Source organism: Pseudoalteromonas aliena (assembly GCF_038155085.1).
Lineage (GTDB): Bacteria > Pseudomonadota > Gammaproteobacteria > Enterobacterales > Alteromonadaceae > Pseudoalteromonas > Pseudoalteromonas aliena_A.
Map to the genome: position 1 here is coordinate 368,894 of NZ_JBAKAU010000001.1, position 14,618 is coordinate 383,511.

At 38.3% G+C, this 14,618-nt stretch carries 10 protein-coding genes and 1 pseudogene; 4 read left to right on the forward strand and 7 right to left on the reverse strand.

All coding sequences use genetic code 11. The annotated features are described in order from the left end of the window. Nucleotides 1-73: 73 nt before the first annotated feature. Both V6260_RS01715 and V6260_RS01720 read left to right on the forward strand, forming a co-directional pair. A complete protein-coding gene (locus tag V6260_RS01715; protein ID WP_341592363.1) occupies nucleotides 74-538 on the forward strand; it encodes a hypothetical protein in 465 nt (154 codons plus the stop codon). 488 nt (nucleotides 539-1,026) lie between these two features. Next, on the forward strand, nucleotides 1,027-4,086 hold the full coding sequence (locus V6260_RS01720) for an ATP-binding protein (protein WP_341592365.1): 3,060 nt from the start codon (nucleotides 1,027-1,029) through the stop codon (nucleotides 4,084-4,086). A 21-nt stretch (nucleotides 4,087-4,107) separates the two neighbouring features. On the opposite strand, the pseudogene V6260_RS01725 reads toward V6260_RS01720, so the two are convergent. The 6 genes and pseudogenes from V6260_RS01725 to V6260_RS01750 all read right to left on the reverse strand — a co-directional run bounded on the left by V6260_RS01725 (nucleotide 4,108) and on the right by V6260_RS01750 (nucleotide 10,984). Further along, nucleotides 4,108-4,954, reverse strand: a pseudogene (locus V6260_RS01725) (UDP-2,3-diacylglucosamine diphosphatase). Nucleotides 4,955-5,186: 232 nt separating this feature from the next. Continuing rightward, nucleotides 5,187-6,911, reverse strand: coding sequence for a proline--tRNA ligase (locus V6260_RS01730; protein WP_341592367.1), 1,725 nt, complete (start codon nucleotides 6,909-6,911; stop codon nucleotides 5,187-5,189). A gap of 89 nt (nucleotides 6,912-7,000) precedes the next feature. Continuing rightward, on the reverse strand, nucleotides 7,001-7,705 hold the full coding sequence (gene tsaA, locus V6260_RS01735; protein WP_341592368.1) for a tRNA (N6-threonylcarbamoyladenosine(37)-N6)-methyltransferase TrmO: 705 nt from the start codon (nucleotides 7,703-7,705) through the stop codon (nucleotides 7,001-7,003). 206 nt (nucleotides 7,706-7,911) lie between these two features. Then, nucleotides 7,912-8,481: an outer membrane beta-barrel protein gene (locus V6260_RS01740; RefSeq protein ID WP_002961225.1), complete on the reverse strand. Its 570-nt coding sequence runs from the start codon at nucleotides 8,479-8,481 to the stop codon at nucleotides 7,912-7,914. Nucleotides 8,482-8,740: 259 nt separating this feature from the next. Next, nucleotides 8,741-9,205: an acyl-CoA thioesterase gene (locus V6260_RS01745; protein WP_341592371.1), complete on the reverse strand. Its 465-nt coding sequence runs from the start codon at nucleotides 9,203-9,205 to the stop codon at nucleotides 8,741-8,743. Nucleotides 9,206-9,337: 132 nt separating this feature from the next. Next, complete coding sequence (locus V6260_RS01750; RefSeq protein ID WP_341592373.1) at nucleotides 9,338-10,984, reverse strand: electron transfer flavoprotein-ubiquinone oxidoreductase; 1,647 nt, start codon at nucleotides 10,982-10,984, stop codon at nucleotides 9,338-9,340. Nucleotides 10,985-11,205: 221 nt separating this feature from the next. Here V6260_RS01750 and V6260_RS01755 point away from each other — a divergent pair, with 221 nt between their 5' ends. After that, complete coding sequence (locus V6260_RS01755) at nucleotides 11,206-11,955, forward strand: electron transfer flavoprotein subunit beta/FixA family protein (RefSeq protein ID WP_341592374.1); 750 nt, start codon at nucleotides 11,206-11,208, stop codon at nucleotides 11,953-11,955. Next, nucleotides 11,956-12,882, forward strand: a complete 927-nt coding sequence (locus tag V6260_RS01760) for an electron transfer flavoprotein subunit alpha/FixB family protein (RefSeq protein ID WP_341592376.1) — start codon at nucleotides 11,956-11,958, stop codon at nucleotides 12,880-12,882. It abuts the gene before it with no gap. Nucleotides 12,883-13,021: 139 nt separating this feature from the next. On the opposite strand, the gene asnS is transcribed toward V6260_RS01760, so the two are convergent. Further along, nucleotides 13,022-14,419 carry an asparagine--tRNA ligase gene (asnS, locus tag V6260_RS01765; RefSeq protein ID WP_341592378.1) on the reverse strand — a complete coding sequence of 466 codons (1,398 nt, stop codon included), beginning with the start codon at nucleotides 14,417-14,419 and terminating at the stop codon, nucleotides 13,022-13,024. Nucleotides 14,420-14,618: the final 199 nt, after the last annotated feature.

Sequence of the window (14,618 nt, forward strand, 5' to 3'; positions counted from 1 at the left end):
TAATAAGCAGCCATATGTTTGTGGATTAGATGCCAGTGCTGAAGATTCTAATTTAACATCTGAAATTTCGGGAATGGTGAGCCAAACATTCGCTGATAATACGTTTGGTGTTTTACTTGCACTGTCGCATTCAGAGCGAGAAAGTGGCCGAGAGCGCGTAGGTACTCGCAAGGCTGGTTACGTAATCGCGCTAACCCCCACAGGAGTATATAGCAGTGCAATTGATACCACAGTTAATCCAACGGGTACTTATTGGGTAGCTTGGATGCAAGAAATGGATCGCTTTGAAACTGAACGTGAGAGTCAAAACGAGCAGTTGGTTTTACAATATGCGCCTAATGATAATATTACGGCTACGCTTGATTACACGCTATCGCGCTTTGAAGAAATTAGTAACACCAATAAAATGGCGTTTTGGTTTGATAACCCAACAGGTACAACTGATGCCAACGGTACGTTAGTTGATATTAAAAATGCAAATGATGAGTTGAATTTTTGGGCGTGGGAACTCTACGAAAAAAAGAAAATGATTCACTAGGCCTTAACTTAGCGTGGCAAGCTAGCGATTTTGCCATCTAATCTTGTGCTCAAACGGGTATGTTCAAAAGTTAGTTAAATGGTTATATAAATAAAACTTGTCGAAATTTACTTAACCTCAACTCTGGTTAGGAGGTTTACCAACGTATTTATTATGATATTTAAATTTATTTTCTCTAGCCAGAGATTTTCAGTGAAACAATGTAAACTTACGCATGAATAGGAGGACTATTACAAGTAAATTCAACGCAATAAGCATTGAAAATAGCTGTTGAGATAAATTTATTATCCAAAATTTAGGTTACTTATTTATAGGATGTTTCTTTTGATAATAAGGATATAGAGCTAATCATTTAAAATAAAGGCAGTATTAGATTAGTCTTTTATCTACTAGAACCTAAAATTAATAGTAGTAACTAATTAGTTTTGGGGTCCTTTTTGAGTTTTAATACTCTATACTGAAGGAAATAAAATATTGTGGAAAGGTAGATGTTGAAACGGAATGCTTTATTGGATGTTGGAAGAAGTAACAAATTAGTAATTGTTGCAGCAATAATCTTTTTACTAATCGCTTTACCTTCTTTATATCTTTTTGAAAAAAACGTTAGAAGTGAAATTTATCACGCAGCTCAAATCGATTTAAAGCGTGAACTCGAAATTAAAAGCATATCTTTAAAAAAGCATCTTCAAGATAGTGTAACCGCCATTCGCTTTTTAGATGCGACACCACCTATTCAAGGTATTACTCGGGCCACCGAAAATAAATCAATAGACCCTTTACTAGGCACGCCAATGGATGTATGGCAAGAGCGCTTAGCTAGTATTTTTAGTGGTTTTATGCGTACAGACGATAGTATATTACAAGCTAGATATATTATGCTTGATGACGGTGGGCAAGAAGTAGTTAGAGTTGATCGTAATAGGTTAGGTGAAATAACTCGATTACAAGGCCAACAATTGCAAAAAAAGGGTCAGCGAGATTACATCATAAAAGCGAGTATGTTGGATCAGAAAAGTGTTTATATCTCTCCTCTAAATTATAATCGCGAAAATGGACAAATACAAAAACCGTATGTAAGCACTTTTCGGGTTGCAAAGCCTGTATTTGACGAAGAAAATCAGGTGTTTGCGATATTAGTAACTAATTATTTCGCTGACAAGTTGATTGAAAGTTTAACGGTAGAATCTCCAAAAGGGACACAGATTTACCTTATGAATAATGAGGGTGAATTTTTGTATCATCCTAACCCTAAATTGAGTTTTGGTTTTGAGTTTAATAGAGCTAGAACTTGGGATGAAGAATTTTCTTCATCTACGACAATGTCTGCCAATAGCACTCTTCCTTTCGATGGTTACCCATTATATTACACATTACAAAAGCGAATTTCTTTTGATGGCGATGTTGCAATGTTACCACTTGAGCTTGCTGTAAGTGTTAGCACTGAACTTTTATTGGCCAAGGTAAGTGAAAGGCGGCAAAAATTTTTAATCATGTTGGGGGTGTTTTTTAGTGTATTTTTAGTCATCACTATTTTATACCAGCGTTTTATAAGTCGTAAGCTGCTTATACATTCATTAAAAGAGCAAAACAATAAAATTATTGAGAACTCATTAGATGCTATTTTCACTATTGAACATACAGGTCAAATTATTCATTTTAATAATACTGCAAAAGAAGTATTTGGAGAAAAGTTAACTACTGGAGGTGTTAACTTCATTTCACTTTTCAAACTAAATGATAGTGATAAAAACTGCGTAGAAGAAGCAATTTCTGACGGGGTGAAAATGCCATTTGAGGCTATCTTCATAGATGGCTTTGGCAACAGACAGTTTTACTCAATTACATTAAGCAGTATTTATGATGTATTTAGTAATTGTTATCAAGTAGCTGCAATTTTAAGAAATATTAGCTCGTTGAAAAATATCCAGTCAGAGCTTGAAAGTCTAAATAATACGCTAGAGCTAAAAGTATCCCAAAGAACGGTTGAGCTTGAGCGAGCAATTGATCAAGCTCTTGCAGCAAGTAAAGCAAAAAGTGATTTTGTGGCTAATATTTCTCACGAAATTCGTACGCCAATGAATGGTGTTTTAGGTATGCTTGAAATGCTCAAAGAAGACGGCTTAACTGATCAACAATACCATTATTTAAAACTAGCTAATAGTAGTGCAAATTCACTAATGAATTTAATAAACGATATTCTCGACTTTTCAAAAATTGAAGCTGGTAAGCTTGATATTGATAATCATACATTTGATGTTGTTACAGTATGCAGCGATATGATTAGTTCTTTAGCGTTACAAGGGCAACGAAAGGGTCTTGAAGTATTTTTAGATACTAAAGATGTAGTAGACAGAATGGTTATTGGTGACAGCCATCGACTTAAACAAATTTTAATTAACTTAGTTAATAATGCATTTAAATTTACTCATAGAGGTGAAGTAAGTTTAGCTGTTGGCTCTAAGTACATTACTGACTCAAAGTTATTAATGAGCTTTACAATAAAAGATACCGGAATTGGTATAGCGCCTGAAAACATAGACAAATTATTTGAAGTATTTACGCAAGAAGATTCAAGCACGACCCGCCATTTTGGTGGTACTGGCTTAGGTTTATCTATATGTAAAAAGCTTGCTCAGCTAATGGGGGGGGATATTACGGTTAAAAGTGAAAAGGGCGCTGGTAGTACCTTTACCGCAACGGTTGAACTACATGTTGCACAAGAGAAAAAACTAAACACAGGTATAGAGCTTGCTACAAGTATTAACGTAGCTGCATTAATAGCGCGCGATAACGTTTATAAAAACGTGTGCGACTTATTGTTATTAACCTGCAAAGTAAAAGCAGAAAACATTGTACGACTTGACTACTTTAGTGAGCACAAAGAGTTTGAAGCTGATTTATTATTAATTGATGATGAGCATCCTCAAATTGATGCTTTAATTGATTACTGTAAACAGTTTAATAAAAAGTACGTTTTAATTTTACGAGACATGGTGACCGATAAGCCAATCAAAACGGTATTACCTGAAGGCAGCCATATTTTAAATAAACCACTCACTCAAGATCAATTCAGCTATAAATTAGCCAGCTTATTTGGTGCTAGTAGTGATTGTATTATAGCGCCACCAAAAGGCTTGGAAAAGGAACAAGTTGAGCCTGACCTATCTGCGTATCATGTATTATTAGTTGACGATAATATGATAAACATTGAAGTAGCTAAGGCGATATTAAAACGTACTAAAGTAAAAATCACTTGTGCGTCAGACGGTATTGAAGCCTTGGCGGCATTGAGACTAAACGAAGAGCAAGCTTTTGATGTTATATTAATGGATTGCCAAATGCCTAATTTAAACGGCTACGATACAACAAGTGAAATTAGAAACAGCAAGGCCGGAGTAGATTATACTCACATACCTATTATCGCCATGACAGCGAGTGCGATGGAAGGCGATAGAGAGCGTTGTTTAGCTGCTGGAATGAACGACTACATTACAAAACCAATTAAACCTCAAACTTTAAAAGACAAGCTAATTACTTGGTTAAGTTAATCGTTTTTTGAAAATCAGCTGCTAGGCAGCTGATTTTTTTGGTTTGGTAGTTATTGACGTACTTAAAGACGTGTTAAGAACAGCTATGTCTGCGCTATGGAGTATAAACTGTGTATCTGACCAATGTAGTAATTCAATCTTTCCATCTTGCTGCTCTACAAGCGCTGTACAGCTCTCAACCCAATCACCATCGTTACAGTATATAATTCCGTTATCCACTTTAATTTTGGGATGGTGAATGTGTCCACAAATAATACCGTCTACGTTTTGTTTTTTAGCTTCATGAACTGCAGCATCTTCAAAGGCACTAATTGCTTCACGTGCTTTGTGTACGCGAGCTTTTATCCATGATGCAAGCGAGTAGTAATTACCACCAAATACTTTACGTATACGATTAGTCCAGCGATTTAAAAATAATAAAAAGTCGTATCCTGCATCACCCGAAATACCAACTAGCTTGTTATAACGAGTCGCTGATTCAAAGTCGTCGCCGTGTATAAGTAAAACCGTTTATTAGCTTTAGTGGTGTGAATAAACTGCTGGTGGATTTCAACATCAAATAATGTTTGATTTACATAGTTTCTAAACGCTTCATCATGATTACCGGGAATATAAATGACGCGTGTACCGCTAGCTGCTTTTACTTGTATGCAGTTTAATACTTCATGGTGAGAAAAATGCCAATAAAATTGTCGTTTCATTGACCATAAATCAATAATATCACCCACTAAATAAAGTGTATCGGATTCTACCGAGTTTAAAAAGTCGAGTAAGTAATCTGCTTTACAATCTTTGTAACCTAAATGAACGTCAGATATCCAAACGGCTGGATAATATTGTTTTTTTTACGCTGTTGATTGTTTGTCATGCCCGTCATCCATAGTGTAATAATTAAACACTGTAGATAAATCTAATGACACTTATGAGACACTTTAGCGAGGCCTCCATGACAATTTATACCAAGGCACGTAATTAAAAGATTTCTATAAAGCTAGGAAAGGTGAGTCATTGATCTGCTACTCTTACGCATTGCTATTAATCGAGCATAAAAAAAGCCGCATTTTAAATGCGGCCTTATAGTCTGCTCTGAGTACGTGTTATTAACCTTTAACAGCCGCTTTAATTGCATCAACTGCGGTGTCTATATCAACCATAAGCTTTTCACCGGTATGACGATTTTTAAGCTCAACTTTATTATCGTCAAGGTTACGTTCGCCAATAACCAGTGTATAAGGCACACCAATTAGTTCCATATCATTAAACATAACACCAGGGCGCTCTTTACGGTCGTCAAATAACACATCAAGGCCGGCATCTTTTAAACCTTGATAAAGGTTATTAGCAATATCAGGAATACGATGAGATTTATGCATATTCATCGGTACGATTGCTAAATCAAATGGTGCAATTGGTTGCGGCCATTTAATACCGTAGTCATCATTGTTTTGCTCAATAGCCGCTGCAACAATACGAGATACACCAATACCATAACAACCCATAGTCATAACTTGGTTTTTACCGGATTCGCTTAATACACCTGCCTTCATTGCCTCTGAGTACTTAGTACCCAGCTGAAAAATATGGCCTACTTCAATACCACGTTTAATTTGAAGATTACCTTGACCACATGGGCTAGCGTCACCTTCAACAATATTGCGGATATCGGCAACTTCGTAGTTAGTTACGTCGCGATCCCAGTTAATACCGCTAAAGTGTTCGTCATCTTTATTAGCGCCAGCTACAAAATCAGCCATTACATTTGCTGTTCTATCAACAATAATAGGCATTGATAAGCCAACAGGGCCAAGTGAACCTGGTTTTGCGCCAATAGCGTCAACTATGTCTGCTTCCGTAGCCATTTCAAGAGGCGAGTCAACAAGTGGGTGCTTTTCGGCTTTTAGTTCATTTAAATCATGATCGCTACGAAGTACAAGCGCCACTAAACCACGTACATCGTTTTCATCAGGTGTACCGTAAACAATTAACGTTTTAACGCCACGATGTGGTTTAACGCCGTAATGCTTTTTAAGCTCGCTAATAGTTTTAGCGTCTGGTGTAGGAAATACTTTTAGTTCTTTTGTTGCCTCTGGGCGTGAAACGTCTGGAGCAAGCGCTTCTGCTTTTTCAATATTAGCGGCGTAATCGCTACCATCACTAAATGCAATGGCATCTTCGCCAGATTCAGCGAGTACATGAAACTCGTGCGATACGCTACCGCCAATAGAACCTGTATCTGCAATAACAGGGCGGTAATCAAGGCCTAAACGCTCAAAAATATTACAATATGCTTTGTGCATTGCTTGATAAGTTGCATCTAAACATTCCTCACTTAAGTGAAAAGAGTACGCATCTTTCATTGTAAATTCACGGGCACGCATAACACCAAAGCGAGGACGACGTTCGTCGCGTACTTTAGTTTGTACTTGGTATAAAGTAACGGGTAACTGCTTGTAGCTGCTTATTTCTTTACGTACGAAATCAGTTATTACTTCTTCGTGTGTAGGACCAAGTGCAAACGTGCGGTTGTGACGGTCTGTAAAGCGCATAAGCTCAGGACCAAATTCATTCCAACGACCAGATTCTTCCCACAAGTCAGCGGGTTGAATAACAGGCATTAGCATTTCAATAGCACCTGCTTTGTCCATCTCTTCACGTACAATGTTTTCTACTTTACGTAGCACACGTAAACCAGAGGGTAACCAAGTGTATAAACCCGAAGCGACGCGACGGATCATACCGGCTCTAAGCATTAACTGATGCGATACGATTTCAGCATCTGATGGCGTTTCTTTAAGTGTTGCGAGTATATATTGGCTTGTACGCATGTTTTTTCCGAAATAGAGTAATTATGTTCTTTTAATAGAGCTTAAGTTTAACAGCGGATGCTTTTACACTAAAGCGCTAAGTGAGTTATTTAGTTTTTTTCTATGTTTGTTACTACGTTATGCTCGCCATTGACTTGCCAGCGAATATTATAATTGTACAAAGTCATACCATAGCTTTGCTCGCCGTCTTTTTGTTTTTTATAGGCAGGGCGGGGATCTTGTTTTAAAACATTAGCTATAAAATCATGTAAATCTGGGTATTGTGTTTGCGCATTAACAAACTCAGTTGCCTGAGGGCTAAATTCAACCGTCATTTGTGTTTCTGGGCGTGTATCTGCAAAGCCAGCACTGGCGTCAAGCATTGCATCTGAATAGGGTAAGTACGGTTTAATATCGATGATAGGTGTGCCATCAAGTAAATCAATGCCAGCGAGTAATAAACTAAGTTGTCCGTTTTTATACTCAATACCTTCAAGTTTTACTGCGCTCATACCAATCGCGTTTGGTCTAAATGTAGCGCGTGTAGCAAACACACCTTTTCGCTCATTGCCACCTAAACGTGGTGGGCGCACCATGGCAGAATAACCTTTATCGGCCGTTTCATGAAAACGAAATAACAACCAAATATGAGTAAATTCATCTAAACCACGTACAAACTCTTCGCGATTAAAATCAGGCGCAAAAATAAGTTTTGCCTTGGCTTGTGGTACTAAACGAGGCTGCCTAGGTATAGCAAACTTTTGTTTATATGGAGATTGAATATGGCCAATAGCCGAAATGTTATAATCGCTCATAGTACTCGGGTACAAATAAAATAGAGCGCTATTCTACCTGCATTTAGTATTTATGGCATTAATGTAAGCAAGTTTATTGCTTATAGACCAAACGGTTTAAAGTTATTTATTAGACTGAGTAGTTTATATTAATGTATTTAAAAAGGACCTTAAACAAAAAAGGGTAAGCTCTTAAGCTTACCCTTTTCAAACATGTTCAAGACATATTAAAACATGTATTGGACTGATACAGACGCTACATCCATGTCCGGATCAATATCGTCATCAAGTTTGTAGCGTTCGTACTCTAAACGAAACTGTACATTTGTTGTAAGCGCGTATTCAATACCCGCACCATAAAATGCATCACCACCATCTGTAGACGCTGTTACGCCACCTACTGGTAAATCTTGTGTGTAATCTGCATCCCACTCAAGCCAACCGCCTTTTGCATATACAGAAAAGCTTTCTGTTATCGGGTAGCCCAAACGTGCGGCAAGCGATACGCCATCAATCTCAGCTTTGCTGTCTATATCACTTACTTCATCAAAGTTTTGATAAGCAAGTTCTAAGCTTAGGTATTCGTTAAATTGAGTACCAATATAGCCTTTAAGCATTTGTGCATCGTCGTCAAAGTCAGTGTCGTTGTCACTGTCTTCAAATTCAAAAGAATATTGACCGTAACCGATACCAGTATAAATACGTGGAGAATCGAAATCAGAAATGTCAGCGTGTGCTGCAGAGTTAAAACCCAGTGTTGCTAGTGCAATAGCTGAAAGAGAAAGTGTTTTAATCATTGAATAGCTCCTTTACAAAAAATAATCAAATGCTTGATTTTATTAATCAAACTTCAATTATTTACTTGCAGCGAGCGTGCCAATATTAAAGTAGATTAAAAACACGCCATAATTAATTCTTTTGTATTGGTTTTTACATTGTTTAGCGTGTTTTATAATCAAAGTGAACTTTTGTGTAATCGTGTACTCTAAAGTAAGTTGTATGTTTTACAAAGTATAATGAGTTTTTTACATAGCCTTACTTTATTTAAATTAGTAATTAGACTTCATGAAGCAAATTTTCTGTCTCAATTGCTATTTCTTTCATTTTTATAGCGTAATTTTCTAATTTAATATCTTCTTCTGTTACAGCTTTGAACGAAGGCACTTCTATAGGGTAGCCTGTTTCGTCCATTGCTATAAAGCTGATAACACAATGATTTGTTTCAACCATATTTTGCGTTTTTGGATCGCCACACCTAACTTGAATAAATATTTGCATGCTACTTCTGCCTGTATGGGCAATTTTAGCTTCTACTTCGACTATTTGACCCACTAAAATAGGGCGCCTAAATTTAACACCCGCAACCGAAACAGTTACGCAGTAATGACCACTCCAACCCGCAGCACATGCATAGCCTGCTTGGTCAATCCATTTCATGACGGCCCCACCATGAACTTTACCACCAAAATTAACATCGGTAGGCTCTGCTAAAAAACGAAAAATAACTTTTGACGACGGCATAAATAACACTCTTATTATTAAAACTACTATTAGCATAACGTAAAAAAGGGGCCGAAGCCCCTGCAATTTAGGATATGTTTATAATTTATATGTAAAAAACGTAGTTATATGGCTATATAACGCATAATTTAGTTACATATTAGGGTAATTTGGCCCACCAGCACCTTCAGGTGTTACCCATGTAATGTTTTGACTTGGGTCTTTAATGTCGCAGGTTTTACAATGCACACAGTTTTGAGCGTTAATAACAAACTCTTTATTGCCTGCTATTTCTTGTATTTCGTAAACGCCTGCTGGGCAATAACGTTGTGCGGGTTCATCAAATTTAACTAGATTTACGTTAATAGGAATTGACGCATCTTTAAGCTTTAAATGACACGGCTGTGATTCTTCGTGGTTAGTATTTGATAAAAACACACTTGAGAGTTTATCAAAGCTAAGTTGTCCATCTGGTTTTGGGTATGCAATTTTGTCAGCGGCGTTAGTATCAACAAGGGTAGAGTGATCGGGCGTATTATCTTTAAACGTAAACGGTAAACCGCCATTAAAAATATTTTGATCAAGCGTGTTATACGCACCACCTATAAACTTACCGAGTTTGTGCATTGCAGGGCCAAAGTTACGAGATTGATATAACTCTTTATATGCCCACGATTGCTCAAATGCCGTTTGATAATGAGTTAAATCCATATTTGTCAACTCATTTTGCAATGCTTCAAAAATAACCTCAGCGGCAATCATTCCCGATTTCATTGCGGTGTGATTACCTTTAATTTTTGCAAAATTAAGTGTGCCTGCATCACACCCTACAAGTAAACCACCAGCAAAATGCATTTTTGGTAATGAATGCAAGCCACCTTTAGCAATAGCACGCGCACCGTAAGCAATACGTTCAGCTCCTTCAAGTACACTTTTAAATACTGGATGGTGCTTCATTCGCTGAAACTCATCAAACGGGCTTAAATGTGGGTTTGAGTAATTTAAATCAACAATTAAACCAACAACAACTTGATTGTTTTGACTGTGATACATAAATGCACCACCATTAGTATCGCCGCTAAGTGGCCAACCTGTACCATGAACTACCTTGCCAAGCTCATGTTTGCTTTCATCTATTTGCCAGATTTCTTTAAAGCCTAAACCGTAATGCTGCGGCGATGAATTCGCATCAAGTGCAAACTCATTAATTAATTGTTTACCTAAATGACCACGGCAACCTTCAGCAAAAATAGTGTATTTTGCACGAAGCTCCATGCCAGGCATGTAACCGTCTTTTTCATTCCCGTCTTTGTCGACACCCATATCGCCAGTAATAATGCCTTTTACTGCTTCATCTTCAATTATTAAAGAGTGTGCGCTAAATCCTGGAAAAATCTCTACGCCTAAGCTTTCAGCTTGCTCTGCAAGCCATCGACACACGTTACCCATAGACACAATGTAGTTACCATCATTATGAAATGTTTTTGGCGTAGCAAAGTGGGGAATTGATGTCGCTTTTTGCTCGTTATTAAACCAATAAATTTCATCGTTAGTTACTTTGGTTGTAACCGGTGCGCCAAGCTCTTGCCAATTAGGTAGTAGTTCATCTAAAGCTTTGGTTTCAAAAACAGCACCAGAGAGTACATGTGCACCTACTTCCGAACCTTTTTCGACTACGCAAATCATGCACTCTTGTTGTTTTTCTTGTGCTAATTGCGCGAGTTTAATTGCACTTGAAAGCCCAGCTGGGCCTGCACCAACAATTACTACATCAAATTCCATGGTTTCACGTTCGACCATAATAACCTCTTTATCTATGACGGACTTATTTCAATGTTTACTACGCATTTAAATAAGGTGTACAGCCTATTTTTAACCTTGCAAATTAAACGTTACAGACTGTGAATAGTTAAAGGTTATTTTAGGTTGACGTTTACGTCAACAGGAAGTAGTCTAATTTCATAAAATAAATAAGTTGACGTGCACGTTACCTTGTAGGTTTAAATAATTATGGAGTTCCTATGAAAGTTCTCGTACCAATAAAAAGAGTGATTGATTACAACGTAAAAGCACGCGTTAAAAGTGATAACAGCGACGTTGATTTAACTAACGTAAAAATGGCAATGAACCCGTTTTGTGAGATTGCTATAGAAGAAGCAATTCGCCTTAAAGAAGCCGGTACTGCCACTGAAGTGGTTGCCGTAACTATTGGTCCAAAAGCGTCGCAAGAACAATTACGCACAGCATTAGCACTGGGCGCTGACAAAGCCATTCACATCGAAACCGATGAAAAGCTCGAGTCACTTCATATTGCTAAGCTTCTTGCAAAAATTGTAGATCAAGAAACGCCTGAACTTGTCATTTTAGGTAAGCAGTCAATCGACTCAGATAATAATCAAACAGGTCAAATGCTTGCTGCATTAACTAATCGCGGGCAGGGTACATTTGCATCAAAAGTAGTTATTGAAAATGGCAAAGTAAACGTAACACGCGAAGTTGATGGAGGGCTGCAAACGGTAGCACTTAATTTACCGGCAGTTGTTACAACTGATTTACGCTTAAACGAACCTCGCTATGCATCACTGCCAAATATTATGAAAGCCAAACGTAAGCCGCTTGAAGTAATAGCAGCAGATTCGCTTGGTGTTGATTTAACACCGTGCATTCAATTAATAAGTGTAGAAGAGCCAGCTAAACGCACCGCAGGAATTATTGTTGAAGACGTTGCGCAGCTTGTAGAAAAATTAAAAACAGAGGCAAAGGTGATTTAAATGAAAACACTTGTAATTGCAGAGCACGACAACGGTGCCTTAAAACCAGAAACCTCAAAAACTATTAACGCCGCAGTAAACATGGGCTTTCCTGTAGATGTATTTATTGCAGGCAAAAGCTTAAGCGCAATGAGCTCACAAGTGGCCAGTATTGATGGAGTAGCTAGTGTTTTAGTTGCCGATAACAGCGTTTATGAACACCAGTTAGCTGAAAGCATGACTGATTTAGTATTAAGCCTTGCCGATAACTACAGTCATATTGTGGCAAGTGCTACTACAACCGGCAAAAATTTTATGCCACGTGTTGCTGCGCTATTAGATGTTGCACAAATTTCTGAAATTATCGCAGTAGTGGACGCAGATACATTTAAACGACCCATTTATGCAGGTAATGCAATCGCAACGGTTAAGTCACTCGATAGCAAAAAAGTAATTACCGTGCGTGCCAGTAGCTTTGATTTACAAGGTGAGCAATCAGCAGCAGCTGTAACAAGTATTGATACAGTGTCAGATTCGCAGTTAAGTAGCTTTGTAAGTGTTGAGCAGACCGAGTCAGAACGCCCAGAGCTTACGGCTGCCACTGTGGTTATATCGGGTGGTCGAGGTATGCAAAACGGCGAAAACTTTGCATTACTCAATGGTATTGCCGATAAACTAGGTGCAGCTATTGGTGCGTCGCGCGCTGCAGTTGATGCAGGCTTTGTACCTAACGACATGCAAGTAGGGCAAACAGGTAAAATTGTAGCACCTAACTTGTATATTGCAGTAGGTATCAGCGGTGCTATTCAGCATTTAGCCGGCATGAAAGACTCAAAAGTAATCGTCGCGATTAATAAAGACCCTGACGCACCTATTTTTCAAGTCGCTGATTACGGTTTAGTGGCTGACTTATTTGAAGTACTGCCACAGCTTGAAGGCGCTTTATAACGTTTAATCGAGCAAAATTTATTCTGGTTGAAAGCGGTGGTGCTCTTTGAGTGCTGCGGCTTTTTTATTTGGTAAATTAAAGACATAAAAAAACCAGCCAATTGGCTGGTTTTAGTATTTATAAACGGCTAACTTAGCATTAGTAAGTTGCGCTGCCTTTAGTACGAGGGAAGGCAATAACGTCACGTACGTTGCCCATACCAGTTACATAAGCAACTAAGCGTTCAAAGCCTAAACCAAAGCCTGAATGCGGCACGCTACCGTATTTACGTAAATCGCGGTACCAGCTGTAATCTTCTTTGTTTAAGCCCATTTCTTCTAAGCGTGCATCAAGTACGTCAAGGCGTTCTTCACGTTGTGAACCGCCAATGATCTCACCAATACCAGGTGCTACAACGTCCATTGCGGCAACGGTTTTACCGTCTTCGTTTTGGCGCATGTAAAATGCTTTAATATCACGTGGGTAATTTTTAATAACTACCGGTGCTTTAAAGTGCTCTTCAGCTAAGTAACGCTCGTGCTCAGACTGTAAATCTACGCCCCATTCAACAGCGTACTCAAACTTTTTGCCACACGTTTTAAGAATTTCTACAGCGTCTGTGTAATCAACTTGTGCAAAGTCTTTATCTACAAACTCTTCTAAACGCGTAATTGCAGTTTTTTCTACACGTTGTGCAAAAAATTCCATGTCATCACGGCGCTCTTCAAGTACGGCTTTAAACACATACTTAAGCATGTTTTCAGCAAGTTTTGCTATGTCTTCTAAATCTGCAAACGCTACTTCAGGCTCTACCATCCAAAATTCTGCAAGGTGGCGAGATGTATTTGAGTTTTCTGCACGGAATGTTGGGCCAAATGTATAAATTTTTGACATTGCTGAGGCGTAAGTTTCGCCATTTAACTGACCAGATACAGTAAGGAATGCTTCTTTGCCGAAGAAATCTTCACTGTAATCAACATCGCCTTTGTCTGTAAGTGGTAAGTTTTGCATATCAAGCGTAGATACACGGAACATTTCGCCAGCGCCTTCACAGTCACTTGCCGTAATGATTGGCGTGCTTATCCAGTAAAAGCCTTGCTCGTGGTAAAAACGGTGAATAGCTTGTGCTAAACAGTTACGTACACGAGTTACCGCGCCAATCATATTCGTACGAGGGCGAAGGTGAGCGTGCTCACGTAAGTACTCAATGCTGTGGCGCTTTGCCGACATTGGGTATGAATCTGGGTTTTCTACCCAACCTAACACAGTCACTGAGTTAGCTTGAATTTCGTAAGATTGACCTTGGCCAGCAGATTGAACTAAAACACCAGTAACCGACACAGAACAACCGGCTGTTAAGCTAGTAACTTCATCATAATTATTCAGTGAATTAGGAACTACCGCTTGAATAGGATCAAAACACGAACCGTCATGAACGGCTAAAAATGAAATTCCTGCTTTTGAATCGCGGCGAGTACGGATCCAGCCCTTAATTGTTACTTGGCTGTCTACCGCAACATTGCCTTTTAATAGCTCTGAAATCGCTAAATGGCTCATCTTCACTCCAATGATATAAGTTGCCTAACTGTTTTATTTTAACTGTGCGCAACACTCGGGCATAAATTGCACATAAACGGTGCTGCACTTGAACCCTGTATCTTACCTAGTAAAGTTAAATAAAAAAACTATTGTGGGCAACTCTTTAAAAGTTTTTATGCATGCGGTTTATTTTTAAACAGTTTTTAGAGTTTAATTG

Excerpts from the sequence above, each read along its gene's own strand:
- V6260_RS01715 (WP_341592363.1), top strand. The coding sequence starts at position 74 with ATGGTGAGCCAAACATTCGCTGATAATACGTTTGGTGTTTTACTTGCA.
- V6260_RS01720 (WP_341592365.1), top strand. The coding sequence starts at position 1,027 with ATGTTGAAACGGAATGCTTTATTGGATGTTGGAAGAAGTAACAAATTA.
- V6260_RS01730 (WP_341592367.1), bottom strand. The coding sequence starts at position 6,911 with ATGCGTACAAGCCAATATATACTCGCAACACTTAAAGAAACGCCATCA.
- tsaA (WP_341592368.1), bottom strand. The coding sequence starts at position 7,705 with ATGAGCGATTATAACATTTCGGCTATTGGCCATATTCAATCTCCATAT.
- V6260_RS01740 (WP_002961225.1), bottom strand. The coding sequence starts at position 8,481 with ATGATTAAAACACTTTCTCTTTCAGCTATTGCACTAGCAACACTGGGT.
- V6260_RS01745 (WP_341592371.1), bottom strand. The coding sequence starts at position 9,205 with ATGCCGTCGTCAAAAGTTATTTTTCGTTTTTTAGCAGAGCCTACCGAT.
- V6260_RS01750 (WP_341592373.1), bottom strand. The coding sequence starts at position 10,984 with ATGGTCGAACGTGAAACCATGGAATTTGATGTAGTAATTGTTGGTGCA.
- V6260_RS01755 (WP_341592374.1), top strand. The coding sequence starts at position 11,206 with ATGAAAGTTCTCGTACCAATAAAAAGAGTGATTGATTACAACGTAAAA.
- V6260_RS01760 (WP_341592376.1), top strand. The coding sequence starts at position 11,956 with ATGAAAACACTTGTAATTGCAGAGCACGACAACGGTGCCTTAAAACCA.
- asnS (WP_341592378.1), bottom strand. The coding sequence starts at position 14,419 with ATGAGCCATTTAGCGATTTCAGAGCTATTAAAAGGCAATGTTGCGGTA.